The following is a 26424-nucleotide window of genomic DNA, read 5'->3' on the forward strand; positions in this document are numbered from 1 at the left end:
TAGACTAAAAATACAACTTATAAGGAGGAAGATGTATGAAAAGAAAAAGACTGGCATTGCTGTTGGCAGCTGCATTGACAGTTACCAGTGTGGATGGAACGGCTTTTGCAGTAAGCGGTGCGGATTTTTCATCAGAACCTGTGCTGGATGAGGCAGAGGCACAGCCAGAGGAAGCTGCGGCAGAACCAGCGGAGGAGAATGTGGAAGAAGAATCTTTTGCAGATGAAGCTTCTCTCACAGATGAAACAGCAGAAGCAGAGACAGAAACGGAAAGCACAGAGGAATCACAGGAACTTACTCAGCCGGAGGAGGAACTGACACAGGAGCCTGTTGAAACCGTGGAACCGGAAGAAGCTGAAGCAGAGGAAGAGCTTCCGTTCAGTGCCGGGGATGATGAGGATTTTGAGGACGAGGAGACTTCATCTATTATTCCGGAAACTGTACAGGAACTGGAATTGGATCAGAGCTATGATGTGGATATTGAGGAAGCGGATCAGTGGGAATGGTTTTCATTTACTGCGGCTGAGGATGGAAACTATAGTTTCAGTTCGGAAGATTCTGATGATGGAGATCCTATTGTATATGGATATGATACCAAAGCTGTGGGAAGCGAATGGGACTATACATTTTCAGATGATGACGGTGGCATAGGGTGTAATTTCAAGCTTATCTTTAAGGCAGAAAAAGGAAAAACCTACTACTTCCGTGTAGGACAGCAAGGCAGTCAGACAGGTTATTTTTCAGTAAACATGAAGAAACTTGTAACCCCTTCTTCTGTACAGCTGAATACTGAGAATATCGTAAATCCGGAAATTATCGCCGGATTAGATTACGGACAGCTGTATGGATTGGAAGTAACTCTGCAGTATGATAATGAAAAACCTTCAGATACGATAACATTTAAAAATGACTACATTATAGATGATGCTTACGGAAACCGCATAAGCTACAGATTTGAGTCAGAAAACGGTGCTGATATATATAATGCAGGTTCAACTTTAAATGTGGGAACCTACAATATTGTAATTTTATGTAATGATGAGCCAGTTGCTACAGAAAGCACCTATAAAGTAAAAGCTGTGGAGCCTGGTGAGCTTCAGGAACTTCATATTGGCAGTGATAACGCAGTTAAAAGTAATACGATCAAATACAGCTGGTATAAGTTTGTAGCTCCTGAAACAGCTACATATGTAATCTCTCCGGTAGAGACCTGTAATATATTTAAAGAAACCCAGGAAGGACCAGAGTATATAGAATATGATGTTAGTAATTCAAAATGCGTGGTTTCATTGGAAAAAGGGACTGCATATTATATTGGATTACAGGGAGAAATCTGGTCAGACGACGAAGATGATTATGTAAATCAGTGGAACCTTACAGTGGAAGAACGGCAGGAAGTTTCTTCTGTTGCATTTTCTGAGGAATCTATGACTTATATAAAAGGTCTGGATAATGTTAATATGTACAGACAACCAGGAAGCCTTACCGTTAATTATAAAAACGGACAGAGCGAGCAGGTAAAAGTATATCTTGGACAAAGTGCATATGACCGTTATGGAAACCGGATCACTCCAAAGGTTACAGACAGTAATGGAAGCGAGATTACAGAATGGTATGATGATGATGGTGTTGCAATCGAATTGCCGGAAGGTTCCTACAAACTGACATATATCTGTGATAAGGTAACCAGTGCTGAAATTCCATTCACTGTACAGAAACCGGATTTTAACAGTTATGCTAAAATTACAGAAGGCGAAAATCATATTAAAGTTGCTGTATCTGGAAAGAGTTCTCCAACCTGGTATGCTTTCGAAGTAGAAAAAACAGGCAGGTATCAGTTTAAAATTCAGGAACAGGATGGAGTAGACAGAGATCTGAACTGGAAGAAGCTTAACGAAAACGGAGATCTTGAGGATTATTCACCAGACTGGGATGATTCTTACAGAAAAGTGGAAGCAGGAAAATATTTAATTTCCTGGGAGATATGGGAAGAGGATGCAAATGCCAGCGAAGATGCAACAGTTCTTGTTAAGAGAGTACCGGAGATCAGTTCTGTAAAAATAAAATCCTACAGCCCGACAGATCTGACTTTCATAGAAAGAGTACAGAGACCATGGCTTGATGATCTGACAGCGGAAGTTACATATGATGATGGAACTACCCGTGAACTGGATGCGGAAAATAACGATGATGAATATGGCAGATGGATGTCTTACGATCTTTTCAAAGCAAAAGATGCCAGCGGTTATTATGAGTCTGTAGATGATTATGAAAATCTTCCGGCAGGTGACTATGTATTCAGAGTAAACTTTGGCGGTGTTTACGCAGAAGACATCCCTGTAAAAGTTGTTTCTCTTGATGAATCTGTGAAACAGGAAGTTACAACAGGAACAACGGAAGTCAAGAATCAGGATAAGCTTGTCCTGAAATATAAAGCTCCTGCAGATGGACGTTATGAGCTTGAGACGAATGTTCCGATATCCACGATCAAGTTCCGCACTGCTAAAGATAGAGGCCCGACTGATTGTGTGCTGGAGAATTACAGAGCATATGCAGACTTTAAGAAAGACACAGAATATTATCTGTATGTAGATGCAGATGAATATTGTCCGGAACTGAAAATAACAGTTTCTTCCGTAACAAGACCGGCTGAAATGGAGACAACTGCATTAAAGAAAAACTATATTGCAGGTGTGGAATACTTTAAAGAAGAGAACATGCAGACAACCGTAGGATTCGGGGAAAACAAATCCAGAACTGTAAAAGGTTCCGATCTTGTAAACGGATATTATCTCCACTACCAGGTAAAAGACAGTGAAGGTAAGGAGCATTCTTATTATGAACCTCTGACAGTAGGTGAATGGACAGTTACACCTTATCTCAGTGCAAGTATCCAGACAGGAAGTGCCATTGCTGTAGAAATGTCCAAGCTTCCTGTTAAATCCGATACGATCACCGCTAAGAAACTGGAAATGGACAAGCTTCCATCCCTGGAAAAAGATGTCTGGAAACAGTTTGAGAATACAGGATATTCCGACAGATATTATTCATTCACAGCTCCGGAAGACGGAAAATATGTATTTGAATGCAGTAATGAGCAGGAAAGATACAACAGAGGAGTTGGAGTATTCTATTCAGACGGTGAAAAAGGATACAAAGATGAAGGCTACAGCATTAATCTGAAAAAAGGCGAAACATGCCTTGCTGTTATTTATACCAGCGCAGAGTGTAAACTCAGAGTTGTAAATACAGCAGCAACAGAAACTCCGGAAGAAGTAAGCAGTATTGCACTTACTGAAGGACTGAGAAAAGCCATCACTTACACAGGCAAAGCTATTCCTTGTACTTTCACTCCGGAAGAGGATGGATATTACACAATGGAGTCCGAATCTCTGGATGGATCATATTTGGACACTTATGTTGAGCTGATGTGTGACGGAGATGAGATCGGAGAAGATGATGACAGTGCAGGAAATGGAAACTTTTGCCTGATAAAGAAGCTTGAAAAAGGCAAAGAATATACATACCTGCCAAGAACTTATAACGAAGATACAGGTTCCTTTATCATTTCTTTCCATAAGACAAATATTGTTCCGATTAAGAACATTGAGATCGTGCCAAGAGAAGGCGTAGATACCTCTGCTCTTACAGTTATGGATGATATCAGAAATTACTATAATGTGAAAGTAACTTACGAGAATGGAACTACAGCAATAACAGACTGGTGGAACCAGAAAGATGAGTATAGAAACGATATTGATAAAGAAGTTATTACTCCGAAGCAGACAGGAACTGAAAAAGAACTGACTTATACAGTAACAGTAAAATATAAGAATCTTGGATCTGATGACGAGAAAGAAAAGAAAGAAAATATTACTGTAAAAGGAATTCCATCACTGGAAGAACTTAAAGAAGCAAATGATTATAAAATAACCACTTTCGATCGCCAATATTATCGTTTTACACCTTCATCAGAAGGACAGTACATAATATCTCTGAAACAGGAAGATAATGATTATAATAATGTAAATGTCTGGACTTACGGAAAGCTGTACGATAATCAATGGGAAACCTGCATTGTAGAGAAGGCTTATGAAGGTGAGAACAATTATTCTGTTCAGCTGGAAGCAGGTAGAGAATATCTTGTGTCTGCATTGGGTGAAGTTAATAATCCCGAGGCAAGCTTCCAGATCAGGAAGGTAAAGAAAACATTAAAAGGTCTGGAACTGGTGAAGGCACCGGAACAGGCAAAATGCCTTCCAAATGATGTAAATGCTGTTTCCTATAAAGGACTTCAGGTAAAAGCACTCTACACAGACGGAAGCACAGAAACTATTACATATGGAAATGCAGATTCCTCCGGAAGATATATTTATCAGGGAACTGTGAAATGGCTGGACGATGGAACTGGCATAGCATATGCGAACCTTGGAAAATATCAGGTAAGTTTCCCGCTGAAAGCAGATTCCTGGAGTAATGTTCCGGAACTGAAACGCGATAAAGCTACAACTGTAAAAGCTGTTCGCGGTGATATGGTAACACTGAAATTTGTTCCTGAAAAAACAGATAATTATCGGTTTACTGTAGATGGCGGTTATGTAGTAGAAGGGGTTGTCGGCGAAGATCCGGATGACAGCTGCAACAATCCAGGCAACTGCAATTTGAAAGAAGGCAAGATTTATTACATCCATGTACATGCTTATAAAGAAAATCCTTCTGTAACAGTTGTATATGCAGACTGTATCTGGGACGTAACATCCGATACAAAAGCAACCTGTACAAAAGAAGGAAAGAAGGTTGAGACCTGCCGTAAACACGGAGATACAAGAGTGACAGTTACACCGGCACTTGGCCACAAGTGGAACAGTGGTGTGATTACAAAGAAAGCAACCTGTACTGCAGACGGAGTGAAGACTTACACCTGCAGCAACTGCGGTGAAAAGAAAACAGAAGCTATTGCAAAAACAGGACATAAGTTCAGCAGCTGGAAGAAGATCTCTGATGCAACTGTATTTGCTAAACAGAAACAGAAGAGAACCTGTTCTGTCTGCAAGAAGCCAGACTACAGATATGTTGGAAGTAAGGTGAAAGCAACTATCAAGCTGAACTTAACATCCATCACTTTGCAGCAGAAACAGAGCACAAAAGCAGTCAAAGTAACTATGGCGAAAGGTGACTCCGTGAAATCCTGGACTTCCAGCAACAAGAAGATCGCAACAGTCGATAAGAAAGGAACGATCAAAGCTGTAAAGAAAGGAACTGCAAAGATCACAGTAACACTGAAGAGTGGAAAGAAAGCAACAGTAACAGTTAAAGTACAGACTTCCAAAGTTGCGACATCCAAGATCACAGGCCTGAAATCAAAAGTAACTGTGAAGAAAGGCAAGACTCTGACCCTGAAACCAGTCCTCAGCCCGATCACAAGCAAGGATAAGATCACTTACAAAACATCCAATAAATCCGTTGCAACAGTAAGCAGCAAGGGTGTTATCACAGGCAAGAAAAAAGGAACTGCAAAGATCACTGTGAAAGCAGGAAAGAAATCTTATGTAGTAACAGTAACCGTAAAATAATCAATAAAAAACAGACCGGATTACCATTGGGTGATCCGGCCTGATTTTTTGTGTGACAGTAAAAATAAACCCCCTGCTATGCAGGGGGAGGGAAGATCTTTAGATATAAGTAATCTCCTGTGTTAAAATAAATGTAGGTCTGCAAACCACAAATATTAAATCACAGGAGGTTCATAAAATGAACGTAAATAGTTTAGCTCATACTAAATGGGAATGCAAGTATCATATTGTTTTTGCACCAAAATATAGAAGACAGGTAATCTATAAAGATATAAAAGCAGATGTAGGACAAATATTAGGATTATTATGCAGAAGAAAAGGAATAGAAATAATAGAAGCAGAGTGTTGTCCGGATCATATACATATGCTAGTAAGAATACCACCTAAATATTCGGTATCAGAAATAGTAGGATATTTAAAAGGAAAAAGCTCACTAATGATATTTGAAAAACATGCAAATTTGAAATACAAATATGGAAATAGACATTTCTGGTGTAGAGGATATTATGTAGATACAGTAGGAAAAAATACAGCTGCAATAAAAGAGTATATTCAGAATCAATTAAAAGAAGATTTAGAATATGACCAGATGTCATTAGTAGAGTATATCGACCCGTTTACGGGTGAGCCGGTGAAGAAAAACAAGAAATAAACTGCTTGGAGCAGTAGTAGGAAATAAAAGCAAACCAGCAAGCCCCTTTTGGGGCAACGCCGGAATAAGGAAGCACTGAAATAGCCCCTGGAAGGGGCTGCTGTAAATGTGGTGCAGTTGGCAGACTGTCAGTGCGCCTTCCGGGCGCAAGCAGGGAATAGTCCCTTATAGGGACAGAGCAAGCCACCCGCTAAGCGGGTGGTCTTGACTTGTCTGATTCTACTTAAGTACTGGTAAAAAATGTATTGTTTTGGTACAATTTATATAAAATCAGAGGGAAAATGTGGACTTTGCATGTTATGGCGGGAGGAAGCTCTAACAGCAAGATCGCAACAGTAACCAGCACAGGAAAGATCACAGCAAAGAAAGCCGGAACCTGTAAGATCTATGTGAAAGGAAACGGAATCATGAAAGTTGTTACAGTAACAGTAAAAAAATGATTCCCGGATCTGCAAACCAAGAATTTCAAAAATAAAATACTGAATACCGGCCAGGGGGCTGTTCAAACGAACAGCCCCTTGCAGCTTTTGCAGAATAGAACTTTTTGATTATAATACTCTCATTTAATAATTTTTATATGGGTTCATATCTATTCTGGTGAGAATAGGTTCAATGTATTTGGAAATATTTAGTTGTTACTTATAATCCGTTGCCTTAAAAGTCACATAAATATATCATTATTTCGAGGTGAGATCTTTATGAACTTGCAAACAAATTTAGGTATTGCTATTAAAGAATTCAGAAATAATCTTGGTCTTAGCCAAGAAAAATTTGCGCTTTCAATTGAGATGGACAGAACATATTTGGCATCTGTAGAAGCCGGGAAAAGAAATCTGTCCTTAGCTAACATTGAGAAAATTGCCAGAGGATTAAATACCAATGTTTCGGAGCTCTTTGCAAAAGCAGAATCGTACAATTGATATAAGGCTAAAGGGAGCATACGTTATGAATGATTTTATCATGGATATTATTTCCAGCCATTATAATAATGATAGAATGCAGGCAGCAAGAATATATCAATATGCTTATTTACTGCAGTATCTTGACAGGAAAACTCAATCAGTAGATAAATCTTCAAAAGCAAGGGGATCATTTGCAAATCTATATGCCATTTATGTTCTTGTTGAAGATTACATAAAGAATGGATATATGAATCCATCAAAAAGATATTCGGAATATCCAGGCATGATGTTTACTGACGCACTTGCCCGTACAAGGGAACTTCCATTTGGTGAGAAGCTTCAAAATCATGCTTTGAATAATAGATGTAATGATGAATTCAGAAAATTTTTTATGTCAGAAACTGCAGAGATTCCTATTAGACGGAATTTAGATACTAGAAGATATTGGATTAATGAAAAGCTGCTTGAAGTCCAAATATCGCCTGCAGATATAGTAAATATTGCTCCACTGTGTATTGAGATAATTAATAAATATGTTGAGCTGAAAATGAAAAGATTTTCATGTTTCTTTAATGATTTAAATGACTTGAAATTGACTGTTTCTACTAATCCGCAGAAATCTGTCAGCTTTATATCAGAAACACTGAATCCAAATTCGGATGCTCGTATTTTTGAAATTGTATCCTATGTAATCATAAAGTATTATTTCATCGACCAAATGATGAAATACACATTAAATGGAATAACCCAAGAAGTACCCTTAACAGTATTTAAAGTTGGAAGGACAAATGCTAATGATGGCGGTATCGATTATATAATGAAACCTTTAGGAAGAGTTTTTCAAGTAACGGAAGTATTGGATTTCAATAAGTATTTCTTGGACATAGACAAATTGATTCATTATCCGATTACCTTTGTTATAAAGCAGGATATCACTCCTGAAGAAGCTTTAAGACGAATTAAACAAATGGCTCTTGAGAAGTATTCAGATATCAATGTATTAAATCAATATCTTTCTTGTTTTGAGGAAGTCATTACTATTCCTACTCTCAAAGCAATGCTCGAATTAAATATATTTAAAGGATATCTGCCTAATATGATAGATGAATTAATCACACAATGTAAAGTTGAATATAATATTGAATGAAAAAAATTAGCCTCGTTCCGATATGTGGTTCGAGGCTAAAGCTTTATATATCAAAAAGTGATAATTGAATATTGTTATTTTTAATATGGCTTTTCTTTGAGGTATTGTTTGTCTTTCTGCTTTTGTCCTTTTGCAGAATTTCTCCTTTATAAGTCTTTGAAATTCCAGTTCTACGAATACCTATTTTGAAATACTCTTTATTTATATCCATACTGATTGCTCTTCTTCCGAGTTTGACAGCTACACCTGCTGTTGAGAAGCTGCCACCAAATGGATCCAATACAATTTCATTAGGATTACTTGATGCCTGGATGATTCTTTGCAATAACATTTCTGGTTTTTGAGAAGGATGATTTTCATATTCATCCATCTTGAATCTCACTCTGGGAAATTCCCAAACATTACCTGGCACTTTTTTGGTATTATATGGCTGAGGTGGATTTTTACGATAGTCTATTAATCCTCTCTTGGCACCGGTCTTGGCTTCAACCAGGATATCTTGATAATTAAATGTATATTTAGCTTTATCAGTTTTGGTAGCCATAAGAATTGGTTCATATAAAGAACCAAATTTCTTTTTTGACTGAACACCGGAACTATCATATGCCCATACAATATCATTTACAATATTATAGTGTTCTTGCAGATAGATGGAAATATATGGAATATTTTGGGTTGAATTCATCAGATAAAAAGTTCCATTATCCTTTAATACTCTAAAACATTCATCAATCCAAGTATAACACCACTCTAAGTATTTGTGTCTATCCTTCCAGGAATCACTGTCATTGCCAAAATCTTTACCGAGATTGTATGGGGGATCAGCAAAAATCAAATCTACTGAATCTGCTTCCATCTTTTTTAATGATTCAATACAATCATTGTAAATAACCAACGAATTATTTGATTCAAGATATTCAAAATCTATATCATGAAATAATTCAATCATAGCTTCCTCCTCTAATCTGTTGAGATTCTTCCACTTTTAAGCCATTCCTCCAATTCAGATTTCTTAAACTCCCATAATCTGCTGATGTTTTATGAGCAGGAATAACGGTTTTTTATTCAATTCTGAATGGCATCTTAAACATTTAGCAGTAGGTTTCAATACCAATATCATTATCTTAAATATTCATAAAAGCAATTTCTACTTGAATGATAATAACGCATATGTTCTAGGATTTCAATGTATTTTCACATGCACGGTTAAAGTTCAGACAGGTAAAGTAACAATGTCAAAGATCGTCCGTGCAGGAAAGCAGAATAAATGTAATAAAACGTTTTCGCAAAATAACATTGACATTTTATATGATACTTATTATCATATAAAACATATTTATTTACTATGAAATAGGAAAAAAGCAAGCAGGAAAATTTTTCCGGGGAGGAATGGAACATGTCGATCAAGAAAATAGCAGAGAAAGCAGGGGTTTCGCCGGCTACAGTTTCCAGGGTTCTGAATAATCCCAATTATAAGTGTTCCGTTTCAGGACTTCGGGATAAGATATGGAAAACAGCTATTGAGATGAATTACGTGCCAAATGAGGCAGCCAGAAATCTGAAACGGGGCGTTTCTGCAAAGCAGGAGAAGACATGGTATATCAATATTCTGATGACAAGAACCGATTCCTCACAGACAGATCCTTTTTTTTCGGAGCTGCTGCGGGTAATTGAGAGTGAAATCCATGATAAGAACTGTATTCTTTCAAAAGTGTGGTATATGTCGGTGTTCTCCGATGACCGTAAGTGCCGCAGAGAAAATCTGGATCGCCTGATTGACGAAATGTATGGTGAAGTGGAGGGGAAGAGGGACGGTCTGATTATTATCGGAAGATGTAATAAGGAAGCTTTGAAAAAGCTGAATAAAAAATATAAAAGTGTAGTTTCGGTGAACCGCAATTCTACGAATTATGAGGTGGATGAAGTTCTATGTGATGGAAAAAAAATCGCATCAGCAGCGGTTGAATATCTTATATCGCTTGGACATAAGAATATCGGGTATGTCGGACAGTGCCACAGCGAAGACCGCTACAATGGATATCTGGAGACTTTGAAACGGCATGATCTGGATGTGATCCCGGAGTATGTGATCGAGACGAAACAGACTGAAGCTGAGGGTTATGAGGCTATGGAAAAATTTCTCCAGTCTGATGATATGCCTACAGGAATTTACTGTGCCAATGATATTTCGGCTATTGGAATGCTGAAGTGTTTAAATAAATTCCGGAACCGATATTATATGCCTTCTATTATATCCAGTGATGATATCCAGGAAGCGCAGTTTACAAAGCCAATGCTCACAACAGTAAGTCTGCCAAAGGAAGATATGGGAAAATTTGCTTTGTATCTGCTGCTGGACAGGCTGAAGGGCGAACATTCCGGCGTGGTCCGGATGGAGCTGGAAGGCAGACTGGTAATCCGAAACAGCTGCAGCAGTGTGGAAGACAGTATGTGGAGCGATTATTGCATCTGATAAATTATGTGAAAACGTTTTCAGATATTCCTATTTAAATAATAGGAATAATATGGTTTAATGTATTCAATTCAAATAAAGGAGTACATAGATCATGAAAAGAAGACGGATCGCAGGAGTCTGTATCGCACTGGCAGCAGTTGTGCTTGCAGGAACTATTGCAGTATCAGGTAATAATACAAAAGATAAAAATCACGTGGAGATCATTAATGTGTCATATGACCCGACAAGAGAATTTTATGAGTCATATAATAAGATCTTTTCAGAATACTGGAAGGAAAAAACAGGCCAGACAGTTGATGTGATCCAGTCTCATGGCGGTTCCGGCAAGCAGGCACTTGAGATCGCAAACGGACTTCCGGCAGACGTGGCAACACTTGCCCTGGAATATGATATTGATGCGATCCAAAATGCCGGCATGATCGACAGTGGATGGATCAATGAATATCCGGATGACAGTGCTCCGTACACTTCAACCATTGTATTTCTGGTGCGAAAAGGCAATCCAAAGAACATCCATGACTGGGATGATCTGACAAAGAATGATGTGGGAGTGATTACACCGAATCCGAAAACTTCAGGTGGTGCCCGCTGGAACTACATGGCAGCATGGGCTTATGCCAATGCAAAATATAATGGAAATGAAACAGAGATGAAAGCTTTTATAAAGAAGCTTTATCAGAATGTCCTTGTTCTGGATTCAGGAGCAAGAGGCGCAACAACTTCTTTTGTGGAAAACGGTCAGGGTGATGTGCTGATCGCCTGGGAAAACGAAGCATTTCTTTCTGTGAGGGATAATCCGGATGATTACGAGATCGTAACACCGAGCATCAGTATTCTGGCACAGCCGTCCGTTGCAGTTGTAGATGAGAATGTGAAAAAGCATGATAACGAAGCTGCGGCGCAGGCTTATCTGAAATATCTGTATTCCGATGAAGCACAGGAGCTGATCGCTGAGAATTATTACAGACCGGTAAAGCAGAAGATTTTGAAAAAACATGCAGATACTTTTAATCTGAAAGTGAAGCTGACAACTATCAAAGATTTCGGCGGCTGGGATGAAGTGCAGAAAAAGCATTTCGCAGATGGCGGAGTGTTTGATGAGATTTATGAGGAATAAGATGTTATAGCTGTCGGAAACTGACAGATAAGAATTGCTCTTTGGCGATGCTGTTAATGGCATGGAAATGCATATAAAAAATGATGATACAGACATAGCAGAAAGAGAAAAGAGGGGAGACAGAAATGAAGAAACAACAGAGTAAACGGGTGATACCAGGCTTTGGACTGACAATGGGAGTGACTTTGGCGATGCTGAGTATTGTGGTTCTGATTCCCCTTGCATCTCTGGCAGTTTATTCAGCGCGGCTGGGATTTGGAGAATTTATCCAGGTGATCACGAGACCTAGAGTTTTGTCCGGATTTTATGTAAGCTTTATTACCGCATTTGCGGCGACAGTGGTTAATGCCATTATGGGACTGATCCTTGCGTGGGTGCTGGTGAGGTATGATTTTCCGGGAAAAAGGATCATGGATGGAATGATCGAGTTGCCATTTGCGCTGCCAACAGCAGTTGCCGGTATTTCACTGACATCACTGACATCCGATAAAGGAATTGTGGGAAGTTTTTTTGCAAAGTTCGGAATTAAGATCGCGTATACCAGGATCGGTATCACGGTGGCTCTGATCTTTGTGGGAATTCCGTTTGTAGTCCGTGCTATTCAGCCGGTACTGGAGAAACTGGACGGGTCCTATGAGGAGGCGGCACGTGTTATGGGTGCAAAACCATTCACCATTTTCCGAAGAGTAATTTTTCCCGAGCTTCTGCCGGCAATGCTTTCCGGGGCGGGACTTGCTTTCGGACGCTGCCTGGGAGAATATGGAAGCGTTGTTTTTATCGCAGGAAACAAACCCTATTATACAGAGATCACGCCGCTGATCATCATGTCAAAGCTTCAGGAGTTTGATTACGAAAGCGCAACATCTATTGCACTTGTCACACTGGCAGTTTCATTTCTGATCCTGTTTGGCGTGAATCTGGTGCAGGCAAGAAATACGAAACGTATCAGAGGGAGGGACGCATAATGGATGAAAAAAAGAAGCAGGCTTCCGGGCCGGTGAAATGGATCCTCATCGGGATCTCCGTACTCTTTCTTTTTGTAATGCTGGTGCTTCCGCTGGTTGTTGTTGTGACCCAGGCACTGAGCAAGGGATGGGAGTGCTATGTGCAGGCGGTAACAGATGAGTACACACTGAAAGCACTGGTGCTGACCATTGAAGCAACGGCTGCTGCAGTTGTATGCAATACGATCTTCGGATTATGCGCAGCATGGGCTATGACCAGATTTCATTTCCGGGGAAAAAAGCTCCTGACTACTTTGATCGATATTCCGGTTACGGTATCACCGGTTATCGCAGGTCTTATCTATATTCTGGTTTTTGGAAAGCAGAGTCCGCTTTATTCTGTACTTGAAAAAGTGGGAATTCAGATTGTATTTGCTGTTCCGGGAATTATCCTGGCAACGATTTTTGTTACGTTTCCATTTGTGTCCAGAGAGATCATTCCGGTGCTGGAATCTATCGGATCAGATGAAGAAGAGGCAGCTGCTCTGATGGGAGCAAAGGGCTGGAGGATTTTTACCAAAGTAACTTTTCCGCATATTAAATGGGCGTTCCTTTACGGTGTAGTATTGTGTACGGCGAGAGCAATGGGAGAGTTTGGTGCAGTGTCTGTGCTGTCCGGACATCTCCGTGGAAAAACAAATACGCTTCCGCTTCATGTGGAGATTCTTTATAATGAATTCCAGTATGTTCCGGCTTTTGCGGTTTCTTCAATTCTGGTGATCCTGGCGGTGATCCTTCTGATTGCGAGAAATGTTCTGGAGCATAAGGGAAAGGGGGAAAAAGGCGATGTACGTTGAATTAAAAAATATCAATAAAACATATGGAGATTATAAGGCTTCTGACAATGTAAGCTTTGGCATCGAAAAAGGTAAGCTGATTGGTCTTCTGGGCCCCAGTGGAAGCGGAAAAACTACAATTCTCCGTATGATCGCCGGTCTGGAGCAGCCGGACAGCGGGGAGATCATCATTGACGGAAGAGTGGTCAATGATGTTCCGGCCAGTGAGCGTGGTATTGGATTCGTGTTCCAGAATTATGCCCTTTTCCGGTATATGACGGTGTATGATAACATTGCTTTCGGCCTGAAGGTACAGAAGGCAGATAAGAAATATATTAAGCAGCGTGTTACGGAGCTGGTAGAGCTGATCGGGCTGAAAGGGCTGGAGAAAAGATATCCAAGTCAGCTGTCCGGTGGTCAGAGACAGCGAGTTGCTTTTGCGAGAGCCCTTGCTCCGAATCCGCAGCTTCTTCTTCTGGACGAGCCTTTTGCGGCTATTGACGCAAAGATTCGTACAGAGCTTCGAAGCTGGCTGAAGGATATGATCGAGAAGCTGGGAATCACCAGTATTTTTGTTACCCATGACCAGGATGAGGCTATTGAGGTAGCAGATGAGATCATCATTACCAACCGTGGACGTATCGAGCAGAAGGGAACACCGCTGGAGGTTTACCAGAATCCGGATACAGCGTTTACTGCGGGATTTTTCGGTCAGACTTCTGTGATCGATGATTACCAGGTGTTCAATCACTTTGAGGAAGTTCCGGGTGGTGAAAAAGCTATTGTGCGGCCGGAATTTGTGAAGGTGACGAAGAAAAATGAGGAGCAGAAATATAAGAGTTCTGCAACAGAAGGCGTCGTAGAACGAGTAGCATTCCGCGGCAGCAGCCTGGAACTGAAAGTTCGGGTAGGAGACACTATGTTAAGTGCCAGAAGAAGTCTGGACGAAGAACCCGTCCGGGAAGGCGAAGTTGTGGATGTGTTTGTGCAGAGAATCTTCGTGACGAAGGGGAATGAAGCAGTGCTGCTGCATAATACGGCTATGGTTGAGGATTGGTTGGTTATATAAAAAAATGCCGCGGGAGCGGCATTTTTTTATGAGCAAGTAGCGTTAGCGGATTGCGAATATCATATGATGAGGGCGCGGGAGCGGCATTTTTTTATATATGTGAAATTTTCACACCGTAATATTCTGCAAGAGAATCCACCAGGTCATCACGGATTTTTTTGTGGTCATTGCCATCCAGGGACATGACACAGGATACCATCTGATGTTTTTTGTCAATGATGCAGTATTGGCCGTAATTGCCGGACAGGATCAGAGTATCTTCCATAGGTCCCATATATATGAAATATCCATAACCATAGCTTTGGTAATCTGGATGTTCCGTCAGTGGATTGTAAGAATCAATGTGTTTCTGACAGGCATCAATAACGAATTTTTTTGGGACGATCTGTTTTCCGTTCAGGGAACCCTCATGCAGAAGCAGATGTCCAAAACGAGCCAGTTCATCAATTGTTAGATACAGTCCGTTAGCTGCCATGCAATGTCCTTGAGGGCAAAGGGTCCAGTCAGGATTCGGAATACCAACCGGTTCAAAGAAACGATATCGCAGATAATTCAGCAGACCCGTTCCGGATTTCTCTTCCAGAAGAACAGACAAAATATAGGAACAGAAATTGCTGTACACGAAATGGGTACCTGGTGTATAGGGAAAAGAATCATTCTGGAAAAAATATCTTACCCAGTCTTTTTCTCTGTATCGTTCCGGACCGTCGCAGAAAAAGAGAGGATCTTTCTGACCGGATGACATCGTAAGCAGATCACAGATCTTTATTTTGTAAAGATTTTCGGAAGGATCAGATGGGAAATATTTTTCAAACCAGGGATAAATATATTCATCAAGAGTGATCAGTCCTTCGCGTTCTGCGATACCAGCAGCCATGGCAACAAAAGGCTTGCTGATAGACCATATATTTAATCGGGTTTTTACCGGAAAAAGCCTGAATTCTTCTTTTAAAACATCGTTTTTATATATCTGGGCATAGATAATATTGGAATGATGCTGTTTAGATTTTTCAAGAAAAATATCTAAAATTTCCTGCATGATAATCCCCCCTGTAATTATTATTCGTAAAAAAGATCAAAGTCTGAGTAAAGTTCTTCTAGGTCATGAAGGCGTGTACTGATGGACTTGCACTTGCTTTTTCGGATTTTTGCAACAATGCTGTCAAAAAGACAATAGAGACAGGAAAAGGAGTTAAATCCCATTTCATTGAGATTGATCTCTGTAATAACCGCATGATCCGCCAGAGACCATGCCGGTGATGAAATACTGTCTGTGATGGCAAGGATCTTTGCACCATGGTTTTTGGCAACCTGTGCGTATTTCAGTGACCATTTGGTATAGCGGGCAAAAGAGAGCAGAAGAACAACTGTATCCTCGGATGCTTCTGTGAGATATTCGAAATTGGAATCGTAAAATTCGTGAACCACCTTGGTATTTCCAAGAAGCTGATTCAGCAGAGTTCCCATCCAGAGTGCTGCACTGTAAGAGGAACGGGCACCGACAATCAGACGTTTTTTCGCATTGGTCAGATGAGTAACGATCTGATCCATATCTTCCTGATTCAGGTGGGAAGCCCAGTTTTCCATGGAATGGAGCTCTTTTGCAATGATGTTCTGATAGAAATTTCCGTTATCCAGTGTGTCATCTGATGTAGTTGTGGGAATGGAAAGGATGTCATTCTGTACAGTTCTCTGCATTTCAGAAAAACTTTCAAAACCCAGAGAATAAGCAAGGCGTATGATAGTGGTTTCGCTTACGGAAATTTCCTTGCTGAGTTTCGCAAGGGTGGAATAACTGAAAGAATCAAGGTGTTGTAATATATATTCGGCAACTTTCTTCTGGCCAGCAGAAAGAGAAGATATTTTTTCACGGATCAACTGTTCTACTTTCATGAAAAACCTCCTGTTTTGTGTAGTTTGTATAATGAATTATAACAGGCGCAAAGTTTAATTACAATATAATAGAGTAAATAATTCTTCTGAAACAAAATAAAATGTAAATAATGCACAATTAAAAAGATGGATTTTTAATGATATTGTCAATAGAAATTCTGAATTTTAAATGATAATATAGCATTAAATAATTCATATGACGTCAGAAAAAGAATTAAATACACTACCAATATTACGATTTATATGCAAGGGGGGCTTTTATGTCATCAACAGCAAAGGAAGTAAAAGAAAAAACAGGTTATCTGAAACGAAGTGATCTTTATACGATCGGTGTAGGACAGGCAATTGGTTCAGGAGTTCTGACATTGATCGGTCCGGCAATTCTGCTGACAGGACAGTCAGCGTGGCTGGCGTATGTAGCTGCATGTATCTGGGGATTTATGATGATCGCACCGATTCCGTGGATCACATCTACATTGAAACTTGGAGGAGGATTTTATTCTCTGGTAGGAGATATGGCCGGCAAACGAGTTGCCGGTATGTATGCAGTAGGATTTTTGCCACAGACGATCAATCTGGCGACTTATGGTGTGGCAATTGGTATGTATGCAAATTCCCTGTGGCCGCAGATTAATGCGAAATGGTTTGGAATTGCAGCCCTGAGTGTGTTCTTTGCCATCAATCTGTGTGGTGTGGATGTAATGGCGAAGGTACAGAAAATTCTGGTTATCCTGCTGTTTGTTGCACTTGGTCTGTTTATTGTTCTGGGATGCCTCCAGCTGAAAAATCCGGTGTTTGAGTTTACAGCACCAGACTTTTTCTCCAATGGTCCATCCGGATTCTTTTCCGCAATCATGCTGTATGTATATTCAACAAACGGATATTCCTGCATTATGAATTATGGTAAACAGGCAAAAGAGGCACATAAAGATATTCCAAAGGCACTTCTGTACTGTATTCCGACACTGATGGTTGTATATGGCGGTGTTGCAATTGTAGCAAGTGGTGTGCTTCCTCTGGATCAGGTAGCCGGACAGCCGCTTACCCTGGTTGCAAAAAATATTTTAAATCCGGCACTTTTCACAGTATTTATGATTGGTGGTCCGGTACTTGCACTGTCTTCATCCATTAATTCAACAATTTCCAATAACTGTATTCCGGTTGCACAGTCCTGTAAAGATGGATGGCTTCCGAAATCATGGGCAGCTCAGAATAGAAGAGGGGCTTACTGGAAACTGATGACATTTACTTATCTTATGGGAATATTACCTGTGTTACTGGACTTTTCTATCAGTGATGTTGTAAATAATATTATGCTTCTGGCATCAGCACTGGCATTTCTGCAGATTTATGCTTATTTCCAGCTTCCGAAAAAACATGCAGAAGCATGGGAAAAATCACCAATGCATATTTCTAACGGAAAATATTATTTCCTCTGCTGTTTGAGCCTGTTTGCATATATCTGCATTTTTATCAATTCTTGCAGAAGCCTGAAACTTCCGGTAGTAATCATCAGTCTGATAGCCATTGTAGTATGCATGGCTTACGGATGGTTTAGAAGTGTAAGTCCTGATGTAAAGATGGAAACAAGTGTGTGGGAGGATTAATGTTTATGAATAAAGACCAGAACCTGATCAATGAATTTGCTATCAAAACTTTAAAAGAAAATCTCAATGTTATGTATGCGCAGATATGGCGTGAAGGACAGTTAACGGCAGAATATAAAAGAATGCCGGTGAAAACACGCCTGAATACCTGGTCTGCATGCAAAGGCGTGGTATCCTGTGCAGTGGGAATTGCACTGGATGAGGGATTGATTCAGCTGGATGAGAAGATCGTTGATATTTTTCCGGAGTATGTTCCAGAAAAAACAGAAGGATATCTTGGTGATGTGACTCTGGAAAATATGCTGACAATGACTACCGGTCTGGAAAGCTCGCTGTTTTTCTGTGACTGGCCGGAACGTTATACAACGCCGGACTGGATCAGATATTTCTTTGAAAATGCGAAGGTTGTAAATAAACCAGGAACTCAGTGGCTGTACAGTAATTTCAATACTTATATGATCAGCTGTGCTATTGAAAAACGTGCGGGTGTCAATCTTCTGGAATATCTGAGAAATCGATTTTTTGAACCATTGGGAATTGGAAATCCGGACTGGACTTTGTGTCCGAAAGGTCATGTACATGCGGCGAATGGTCTTTATGTAAATATTGATGAGTTCACCAGATATGGACAGATGATTCTTCATAAAGGAAAATACAATGGAAAACAGTTGGTGCCGGAAGAATATATGAAAGTTGCGACTTCCAATCTTGTAGACAATTCAGCGGCAGGAAGCCCGGGAAATCTATATTCCGGTTTTGGATATGGATATCAGTTTGTAATGAATCCGGAAGCTGGTTCCTATCGATCTGATGGAAATTATGGTCAGTTCTGTCTGGCGTTTCCTGACAAGGATGCAGTAGTAACTGTAATGTCTCTGGAGGGGGATTTCCAGAAAATAGGAAATCATCTATGGACTACAGTGGTTCCGGAATTGTAATATATTCTGGTTGACAAATCCGTGGGGAAAGCATAAGCTAATCCCATCTTCGACAGTTGAATAAAAATAAAGTGGCAGAAACTCTTGATTTTACAAGGGCATTGAAAAAGGGCGTGTGAAAAAATGAGAAATCATTTTGGAGCACGCTTCTTTCTATGCTCTTTTAAGCCAAATCGTAGAATTGAGGAGAGATTCAGAGAATACTTTCCCCTCTCATCATAAATTCGGTTGTTTTTGAAATTATGCGGTTGTTTTTACTTTCATTCTTTTGTACCACCGGTCATTTTTCATGATTTCAAAAGTTCCTTCTGCCTGAATGAAACGATTCGTTCTGAATAATGCTCCCTGAATACTTTCCAGATTACGGATCACTTCTTGGTACATTACCGTCAACTCCTGATTGACCCGTACTGTACGGTTTCCTTTTGCCTTTTTGTATTTCTCTGCATAAGGACATCCGCTACAGGATATTTTGGATAAAAGCCATAGGTCTCATGAAATTTTTTCATGAGAGGAATAAAACAGTCCATATCTGAACGGTACCTGGATTTTTCAGTTGCTTTTTTCCATACCCAGGAATGCTTGTTTGCATTTGCTTCAAATTTTGATTCATCTATATATAAGTGCTGCAGATCGACGTGCTCGGCTTCAAAGATTTTTTGTAGGCTATGTTTTTTTACAGCTCCTTTTTCTGCCATTGTAAAAACTGCCGAATTTCACCGAAAGCCCCGATTCGGCGAAAAATATCATAGCAGGAATATTCCCCATAATGTATACTATATTTGTTAGGAAATCCAGATACACCACAAAGCAGAAAGGAAAAAAGCGTATGAAAAGAAATTGGAAAAAAGCTTTATGTGGCATTTTGACAGGTTTTATGCTTGCGACGGCGGCACCAGCTACGGTTCCGGAGCTGATCAGCGTGGCAGAAGTACAGGCGGCAGTAACTGTAGCAGCGCCGGCCATGTCTTCTATTAAGATCGTCGGAAAGAATAAGATCATTTTCAGCTGGAAACAGGTAAAAGGAACAGCCGGATACCGTGTATACCGCAAGTCCGGAAACAGCGGATGGAAAGTAGTAAAAACCATCACAGGAAGTAAGAATGTTACATTTACCGACACAAAAGTAAGCACCGGAGCACGTTATACTTATACGGTAAAAGCTTACCGGAAATCCGGAAAAAATATAATCTGGAGTAGCTATAATAAAAAAGGCCTGACAGCGATTGCAGGGCTGAATTCTCTTACCCTGAATAAGACCAGCCTGACACTGACACCGAAAAAAACTTATACACTGAAGATCAACGGCACCAGTCTGAAACCGTCATGGAAGAGTAGCAACACAAAGGTTGTCAGTGTAACTTCAGCCGGAAAGGTCACCGCAGTAAAAACAGGAACAGCGAATATCACAGCGATCCTTGGCGGCAGAAAATTCACCTGCAAGGTTACTGTAAAAAATCCTGCATCGGCTAACGCAAAACTGACGCAGAATTATGCCAAACTGAAAAAATATATCAGTCAGAAAGGCAGATATATCGAAGACGGAAGTCAGTTTATAAATGTCAAAGTAAATGAAGAAAGTACTCTGATGATCGGCTATTTGAAGAAAGAAGATAAGATAGATATTGGAATGCTGATTTCTGTGCCTTCAGATGGAGTCCTTGCCGGACTGGATATTATCGGAAACTGTGTGAAATCTGATACGGTCAGTGTGAAGTCCGCCCTGTCTTCGGATGGAGTCTTTGTGCTGCTGACTTCTTCCACAAAAGCATCTGCTTATAAAGGTCAGAATCTGACTTTCCTGTATACAAACGGAAAAAAAGCGATGACAGATCTGCAGGATTCTTCCAACATTATGATGAAAGCGACAATGATAGCAGCAAATGCTTATCTGAAAAAGAATTTAAACCTGACAATGAATGATCTGGGATTCACTGCTTATAAATAAAAGTTACTGTTCACTCCGTTCTCAGCAACACGCTTCGCGATGCACAGGATTTATGCTAATCGCATAAATCCGCGCGGTATGTCTCGGGTTTTCTGTGACCTTCGCTCACAAAAAACACCTCGCGGAATATTACCAGTGAACAGTAACCAAATAAAACCAAAATTTATTATTCTTGACATGAAGCAGAATCGGAATTATACTAAACCGTGTAAATAACAGGGGAGCTTGTGATGGCAGGCTGAGAGGAAGTCTTCAACTTCGACCCTTATACCTGATTTGGATAATGCCAACGTAGGAACGTATAAGATGAATTTACGGGAGATACCTTGGTGTATCTCCTTTTTTATTGGATGCGGATGTTTTATCCGCCTGAATATACGTAAGATCAGGATTTACAGAGAAATATTTTACAATTAAACATGGGAAATTTTGAGAGTGAACAGAGTTCATGAAGGGGTGCACCACCGCGGGTGTATTTCTTTGTGAACTCTTTTTTTACGGATTGCGAATATCCGATTGACCGGAAGAGATTGAGAATTACTTCTGACTTGGCGAAATTTCCGGAAAGGAGCGATTATGATCACAGTAAATGGTGAAAGCAGAACACTGGAAAAGCCGGTGACAGTAACTGAATATCTGGAAGCATGTAACTATGTTCCGGTGCAGGTGGTAGTAGAGCTGAATGAAGAGATCATCAAGAGAGAGACTTACGACACGACCGTGCTGAAAGACGGAGACGTTGTGGAAATCCTGCAGTTTATGGGCGGCGGAAGCTGCTGAGACAGAAAGAATAAGAACGGATACAGAAATTCCTGTTCAGAAGTCTGAAGATGGGCAGGAATATCCGGCTGTGGGATGGGCAGAATCGCAGAAAATTGCTGCCTTGAAATTGAATAGCTGAGCAGTTATTGCAGCTGAAATACAATGCAGATAAATAACAGAAAGGTGGACATAAAAAATGACAACAGCAAACACAAATGAAGACAAATTGATCCTGGGAGGCCATGAGTTTACTTCCCGTTTTATCCTTGGTTCAGGAAAATTTTCCCTGGAGCTTGTAAAAGCATGTATTGAAAAAGCAGGAACTCAGATCGTAACACTTGCCCTGCGACGTGCAAATGAGGGTGGACTTGCGAACATTCTTGACTATGTGCCGAAAGATGTTACACTTCTTCCGAATACATCCGGCGCCAGAAATGCACAGGAGGCAGTCCGCATTGCAAGACTTTCCCGCGAGCTTGGCTGCGGAGATTTTGTAAAGATTGAAGTCATCCACGATTCCAAATATCTTCTTCCGGATAACTACGAAACTATCAAAGCAACCGAAATCCTTGCAAAAGAGGGCTTCGTAGTCATGCCGTATATGTATCCGGATCTGAATGCAGCCAGAGATCTGGTAAATGCAGGAGCTGCCTGCGTAATGCCACTTGGCTCTCCGATCGGTTCAAACAAAGGAATCTGCACAAAAGAATTTATCCAGATCCTCATCGATGAAATCGACCTTCCAATCATCGTAGACGCTGGAATCGGCCGCCCGTCACAGGCATGTGAAGCAATGGAAATGGGTGCAGCAGCGGTTATGGCAAATACAGCTATTGCAACTGCAGGAGACGTTCGTGTTATGGCGGAAGCCTTTAAGAAAGCTATTGAGGCAGGAAGAAGTGCATACCTTTCCGGCATGGGAAGAACTCTGGAAAGAGGTGCAAGTGCGTCTTCACCGCTGACAGGATTTCTGCATGAGTAAAATTGATAAATGAATGATTGAACGCAGAACACTAAGCGGGGGACAGGAGCTGCCTGTGCAGTGAATCGCAGGTATTGTCTGGTTTTAATTGAAATTGAGTTTATGGATATGCATCAGTGAGAAACAGAACATTGCTGCAATATATGAGAGGAGCGACATAAGAGTAATGGCAGAAACAGTACAGGCCAGTCAGCAGGACGGCCATTTTAATGAAAGTATCGTAAATGAAGAAATTCTGGAAGATATGAAAAAGAACCGTATCGATCATATGAAATACCTTCCGGATATGGAGCAGCTGGAAGAATCTGATGTAATGGATCAGGTTATTTCTGCAATGAATGCATATGATTATGATAAATATACAGAAGCAGATGTACGAAGGGCACTTGCTCATGACAACCGTACGCCGGAGGATTTTAAAGCCCTGCTTTCGCCAGCAGCACTTCCACTTCTGGAAGAAATCGCACAGGCTGCACGGATCGAAACAAGGAAACATTTTGGAAACAGTATCTGCATGTTTACACCGATCTATATTGCAAACTACTGTGAGAACTACTGCATTTACTGCGGATTTAACTGTCATAACAAAATCCGCCGTGCACAGCTGAATGCAGATGAGATCGAAAAAGAAATGGCAGCCATTGCAGAAACCGGACTTCAGGAGATCCTGATCCTTACCGGTGAGAGCAAATCCAAATCCAATGTAGAATATATCGGAAAGGCCTGTGAGATTGCCCGGAAATATTTCAAGGTAGTCGGCCTTGAGGTATATCCGATGAATTCTGATGAGTACGCATATCTTCACAAATGCGGCGCAGATTATGTAACTGTTTTTCAGGAGACCTATAATTCTGATAAGTATGAGACACTGCATCTGGCAGGACATAAGAGGATTTTTCCATATAGATTAAATACTCAGGAGCGTGCGTTAAAAGGCGGCATGCGAGGCGTTGGTTTTGCGGCACTTCTGGGACTGGATGATTTCCGGAAGGATGCTTTTGCAACCGGATATCACGCATATCTTCTGCAGAGAAAATATCCACACGCAGAGATTGCTTTTTCCTGCCCAAGACTTCGTCCGATCATCAACAACGACCGGATCAATCCGAAGGATGTCCACGAACCGCAGCTTCTGCAGGTAGTTTGTGCATATCGCCTGTTTATGCCGTTTGCAAGCATTACCGTATCTACCAGAGAGTGCGAGCGTGTCCGTGATAATCTGGTGAATATTGCTGCAACAAAAATATCCGCAGGTGTCAGCACAGGAATCGGAAGTCATGTAGATGATATTGAGGATAAAGGTGATGACCAGTTTGAGATTTCAGACGGAAGATCTGTGGATGAAGTTTTTAATGCACTGAAAGATCATGGTCTGCAGCCGGTGATGAATGATTATATCTATCTGTAAAGAAAAAATTTATGTTCTTGGGTATGCGACAAAGTGGATTTTGAACATTCGCTTAATATAAACCTGGAACGATTACATAGGTGTCAGGGGATAATTTTTGTGGAATATGTGGAAAACCATCCACTCGAAAAAGCGATTTTTCAGGACGGGTGTGGATAACTGTCTTGCAAGGCTGATTGCGTTTTCACAAAAGCTTTCAACGGCGATAAATATATGTAAAAAAGAGTGAGAAATATATGGATAACAGCTGAAAATCAGTATAAAAACCTGTGAAATTAGCAAAAAGATCCCTGTTTCTGAAATCTCCTGAAAACGGTTTCCAATCTAACAGTTTTCATATGGACTTACTCATGTTTATAATAGCCCCAACAACAAAACACGAGGCAAACACAGGAGGTAAGTATTATGAAAAGAAGATGGAGATCAGTAGTAGCAGCTTTTGCAGCAGTAGCGGCACTTGGAAACCTTACAGGAGTGACAACCTATGCGGCGGACAGCGTCAGCATTACAAATGTATCTTATGATCCGACCAGAGAGCTTTACGAACAGTACAATAAGATTTTTCAGGAACACTGGAAAGAAAAAACAGGCCAGGATGTTGAGATCACGCAGTCCCATGGTGGTTCCGGCAAGCAGGCACTTGAGGTTGCCAACGGACTGGAAGCAGATGTGGTAACACTGGCACTGGAGTATGATGTGGATGCGATCCAGGATGCAGGACTCATCGATGACGGGTGGGTGGACAAATTTCCGGAGGACAGCTCTCCATACACTTCGACTATTGTATTTCTTGTGAGAAAAGGAAATCCCAAGAATATCAAGGACTGGGATGATCTGGTAAAGAAAGATGTAGGTGTGATCACACCAAACCCGAAAACCTCCGGCGGAGCAAGATGGAATTACCTAGCAGCCTGGGCCTATGCAAAAGATAAATATAACGGAGACGAAGATAAGATTAAAGAATTCATCGGAGATCTTTACAAAAACGTACTTGTCCTTGATACCGGAGCCAGAGGTGCAACAACTTCATTTGTAGAAAACGGACAGGGAGATGTGCTGATCGCCTGGGAAAATGAAGCCTATCTTTCCGTAAAAGATTATCCGGACGACTACGAAATCGTAACACCAAGCATCAGCATTCTTGCACAGCCGTCAGTAGCAGTAGTCGATAAAGTCGTAGACAAAAGAGGCACCAGAGATGTGGCAGAGGAATATCTGAATTATCTCTATTCCGATGAAGCACAGCGGATCGCAGGTGATAATTATTACCGTCCGTCAAATCAGGATATTCTGAAGGAATACTCAGATGTGTTTGACCTGGACATCAATCTTGTCACCATTGATGATTTCGGCGGATGGAAAAAGGCACAGGAAACACATTTTTCAGATGGAGGGATTTTTGATCAGATTTATGAAGGATAACCGATAGAAGATATGATCAGATAGAACAACACAAAGGAGCTGCAGAACAATGAAGACTCAAGTTCTGCAGCTTCTTTTGTGTAAATATGATGTGCCTTTTGCAACGGAGATACAGCTATGAATCTTCCGGTCTGCAAAATAACGGCAGAAGGGGCAGGGGGATCAGGTATGGCTTCCTTCGGTCAGGGAACAACCATCCATCATACGGATTCCGTTTATGGTATCCAGATAGGTGTCATACATTTCCTTCCATTCGTCAGAGGCATCCTCGGAGTACTGGCTGATGGTGGACAGAAGATCGTATTTTTTGCGGTACCAGTAATCTCCGTTTTCATCCTGCCAGATGTACTGACCGTCATCGGTTGGCGGGTCAGAAGCGAGGACTGGGACTGCAGATATGGAAAGAGCGATCGCACCTGTTAAAAGAAATAAGATTTTTTTATGCATAGGCACCTCCTGATAAATTGTGCAGCAGTTGTTCAGTTACTGTCTACGGATCATAAATTTTTACAAAATAATCTCCAGCAGAGAAACGATCAGAGCCCGTATTTTTTCCAGCATCAGCACGGTAAAGATAATGGCAAACACGAAGAAGGCCGGCATACCGCCATGATATCCGCCGCTGGTAAAAAACATCACCGGAAAAACGATGAGAAAGATCAGGCTGATCACAGTGCCTCCCAAGGCGAGAATGTTGAACAGCCGGACGCGGAAATCAAGGGTGGGGCTGTAATTCCCGTAATTGCTA

General features: G+C 40.8%; 22 protein-coding genes, 1 pseudogene and 1 riboswitch. Of the genes and pseudogenes, 17 read left to right on the plus strand and 6 right to left on the minus strand.

The genetic code is table 11. From position 1 onward, the window contains the following. Nucleotides 1-35: 35 nt before the first annotated feature. The 5 genes from AC04Q4_RS12490 to AC04Q4_RS12510 all read left to right on the plus strand — a co-directional run bounded on the left by AC04Q4_RS12490 (nt 36) and on the right by AC04Q4_RS12510 (nt 8274). A complete protein-coding gene (locus AC04Q4_RS12490) occupies nt 36-5573 on the plus strand; it encodes an Ig-like domain-containing protein (RefSeq protein WP_476389056.1) in 5538 nt (1845 codons plus the stop codon). 178 nt (nt 5574-5751) lie between these two features. After that, nucleotides 5752-6225: an IS200/IS605 family transposase gene (tnpA, locus tag AC04Q4_RS12495; protein ID WP_173739202.1), complete on the plus strand. Its 474-nt coding sequence runs from the start codon at nt 5752-5754 to the stop codon at nt 6223-6225. A 281-nt stretch (nt 6226-6506) separates the two neighbouring features. After that, entirely contained in the window at nt 6507-6665 is a 159-nt protein-coding gene (locus AC04Q4_RS12500) for a hypothetical protein (protein ID WP_476389057.1), read from the plus strand. 258 nt (nt 6666-6923) lie between these two features. Then, the gene (locus tag AC04Q4_RS12505) at nt 6924-7145 is read left to right on the plus strand and encodes a helix-turn-helix domain-containing protein (RefSeq protein WP_173738035.1); all 222 of its coding nucleotides are present in this window, start codon (nt 6924-6926) and stop codon (nt 7143-7145) included. A 25-nt stretch (nt 7146-7170) separates the two neighbouring features. Then, entirely contained in the window at nt 7171-8274 is a 1104-nt protein-coding gene (locus AC04Q4_RS12510; RefSeq protein ID WP_476389058.1) for a hypothetical protein, read from the plus strand. A gap of 43 nt (nt 8275-8317) precedes the next feature. Here the strand turns inward: AC04Q4_RS12510 and yhdJ are convergent, their stop codons facing one another. Next, complete coding sequence (yhdJ, locus tag AC04Q4_RS12515) at nt 8318-9223, minus strand: adenine-specific DNA-methyltransferase (RefSeq protein ID WP_476389059.1); 906 nt, start codon at nt 9221-9223, stop codon at nt 8318-8320. Nucleotides 9224-9670: 447 nt separating this feature from the next. Between yhdJ and AC04Q4_RS12520 the strand changes: the two genes are divergently transcribed. The 5 genes from AC04Q4_RS12520 to AC04Q4_RS12540 all read left to right on the plus strand — a co-directional run bounded on the left by AC04Q4_RS12520 (nt 9671) and on the right by AC04Q4_RS12540 (nt 14716). Next, nucleotides 9671-10747, plus strand: coding sequence for a LacI family DNA-binding transcriptional regulator (locus tag AC04Q4_RS12520; RefSeq protein WP_296051975.1), 1077 nt, complete (start codon nt 9671-9673; stop codon nt 10745-10747). A gap of 94 nt (nt 10748-10841) precedes the next feature. Continuing rightward, nucleotides 10842-11867 carry a sulfate ABC transporter substrate-binding protein gene (locus tag AC04Q4_RS12525; RefSeq protein ID WP_476389060.1) on the plus strand — a complete coding sequence of 342 codons (1026 nt, stop codon included), beginning with the start codon at nt 10842-10844 and terminating at the stop codon, nt 11865-11867. Nucleotides 11868-11992: 125 nt separating this feature from the next. Then, complete coding sequence (gene cysT / locus AC04Q4_RS12530) at nt 11993-12832, plus strand: sulfate ABC transporter permease subunit CysT (RefSeq protein ID WP_173738040.1); 840 nt, start codon at nt 11993-11995, stop codon at nt 12830-12832. Further along, nucleotides 12832-13668, plus strand: a complete 837-nt coding sequence (gene cysW / locus AC04Q4_RS12535; protein WP_195456332.1) for a sulfate ABC transporter permease subunit CysW — start codon at nt 12832-12834, stop codon at nt 13666-13668. The genes cysT and cysW overlap by 1 nt, the downstream gene beginning before the upstream one ends. Then, nucleotides 13658-14716 (plus strand): sulfate ABC transporter ATP-binding protein, encoded by a 1059-nt coding sequence (locus AC04Q4_RS12540; RefSeq protein WP_476389061.1) that lies wholly within the window; start codon nt 13658-13660, stop codon nt 14714-14716. The genes cysW and AC04Q4_RS12540 overlap by 11 nt, the downstream gene beginning before the upstream one ends. A gap of 91 nt (nt 14717-14807) precedes the next feature. On the opposite strand, the gene AC04Q4_RS12545 is transcribed toward AC04Q4_RS12540, so the two are convergent. Both AC04Q4_RS12545 and AC04Q4_RS12550 read right to left on the minus strand, forming a co-directional pair. Next, nucleotides 14808-15755, minus strand: coding sequence for a serine hydrolase (locus AC04Q4_RS12545; protein ID WP_476389062.1), 948 nt, complete (start codon nt 15753-15755; stop codon nt 14808-14810). A 20-nt stretch (nt 15756-15775) separates the two neighbouring features. Beyond that, nucleotides 15776-16609 (minus strand): SIS domain-containing protein, encoded by an 834-nt coding sequence (locus AC04Q4_RS12550; RefSeq protein WP_476389063.1) that lies wholly within the window; start codon nt 16607-16609, stop codon nt 15776-15778. Nucleotides 16610-16869: 260 nt separating this feature from the next. Between AC04Q4_RS12550 and AC04Q4_RS12555 the strand changes: the two genes are divergently transcribed. Further along, a complete protein-coding gene (locus AC04Q4_RS12555) occupies nt 16870-18216 on the plus strand; it encodes an APC family permease (protein WP_118170198.1) in 1347 nt (448 codons plus the stop codon). Between the two features lie 5 nt (nt 18217-18221). Beyond that, the gene (locus tag AC04Q4_RS12560; protein WP_173738046.1) at nt 18222-19154 is read left to right on the plus strand and encodes a serine hydrolase domain-containing protein; all 933 of its coding nucleotides are present in this window, start codon (nt 18222-18224) and stop codon (nt 19152-19154) included. A 261-nt stretch (nt 19155-19415) separates the two neighbouring features. Here the strand turns inward: AC04Q4_RS12560 and AC04Q4_RS12565 are convergent. Further along, nucleotides 19416-19810: pseudogene (locus tag AC04Q4_RS12565) on the minus strand (transposase); the annotation flags it as partial. Between the two features lie 173 nt (nt 19811-19983). Between AC04Q4_RS12565 and AC04Q4_RS12570 the strand changes: the two are divergent. The 5 genes from AC04Q4_RS12570 (at nt 19984) to AC04Q4_RS12590 (ending at nt 25676) form a co-directional block, all read left to right on the plus strand. Next, nucleotides 19984-21102, plus strand: coding sequence for an Ig-like domain-containing protein (locus AC04Q4_RS12570; protein WP_173738047.1), 1119 nt, complete (start codon nt 19984-19986; stop codon nt 21100-21102). A gap of 207 nt (nt 21103-21309) precedes the next feature. Further along, nucleotides 21310-21417, plus strand: a riboswitch (TPP riboswitch). Between the two features lie 261 nt (nt 21418-21678). Then, nucleotides 21679-21882, plus strand: a complete 204-nt coding sequence (gene thiS, locus AC04Q4_RS12575; protein ID WP_144092642.1) for a sulfur carrier protein ThiS — start codon at nt 21679-21681, stop codon at nt 21880-21882. 178 nt (nt 21883-22060) lie between these two features. Beyond that, nucleotides 22061-22846 (plus strand): thiazole synthase, encoded by a 786-nt coding sequence (locus AC04Q4_RS12580; protein WP_118170203.1) that lies wholly within the window; start codon nt 22061-22063, stop codon nt 22844-22846. 166 nt (nt 22847-23012) lie between these two features. Further along, nucleotides 23013-24254 (plus strand): 2-iminoacetate synthase ThiH, encoded by a 1242-nt coding sequence (gene thiH / locus AC04Q4_RS12585; RefSeq protein ID WP_270610049.1) that lies wholly within the window; start codon nt 23013-23015, stop codon nt 24252-24254. A gap of 405 nt (nt 24255-24659) precedes the next feature. Beyond that, complete coding sequence (locus AC04Q4_RS12590; protein WP_476389064.1) at nt 24660-25676, plus strand: sulfate ABC transporter substrate-binding protein; 1017 nt, start codon at nt 24660-24662, stop codon at nt 25674-25676. A 162-nt stretch (nt 25677-25838) separates the two neighbouring features. Here AC04Q4_RS12590 and AC04Q4_RS12595 read toward each other — a convergent pair whose 3' ends face one another. Continuing rightward, complete coding sequence (locus AC04Q4_RS12595; RefSeq protein ID WP_173737979.1) at nt 25839-26123, minus strand: hypothetical protein; 285 nt, start codon at nt 26121-26123, stop codon at nt 25839-25841. Nucleotides 26124-26183: 60 nt separating this feature from the next. Beyond that, on the minus strand, nt 26184-26348 hold the full coding sequence (locus tag AC04Q4_RS12600) for a hypothetical protein (protein ID WP_243251517.1): 165 nt from the start codon (nt 26346-26348) through the stop codon (nt 26184-26186). Between the last annotated feature and the right edge of the window lie 76 nt (nt 26349-26424).

The sequence above is a fragment of the Blautia sp. HA8986 genome, assembly GCF_056504635.1.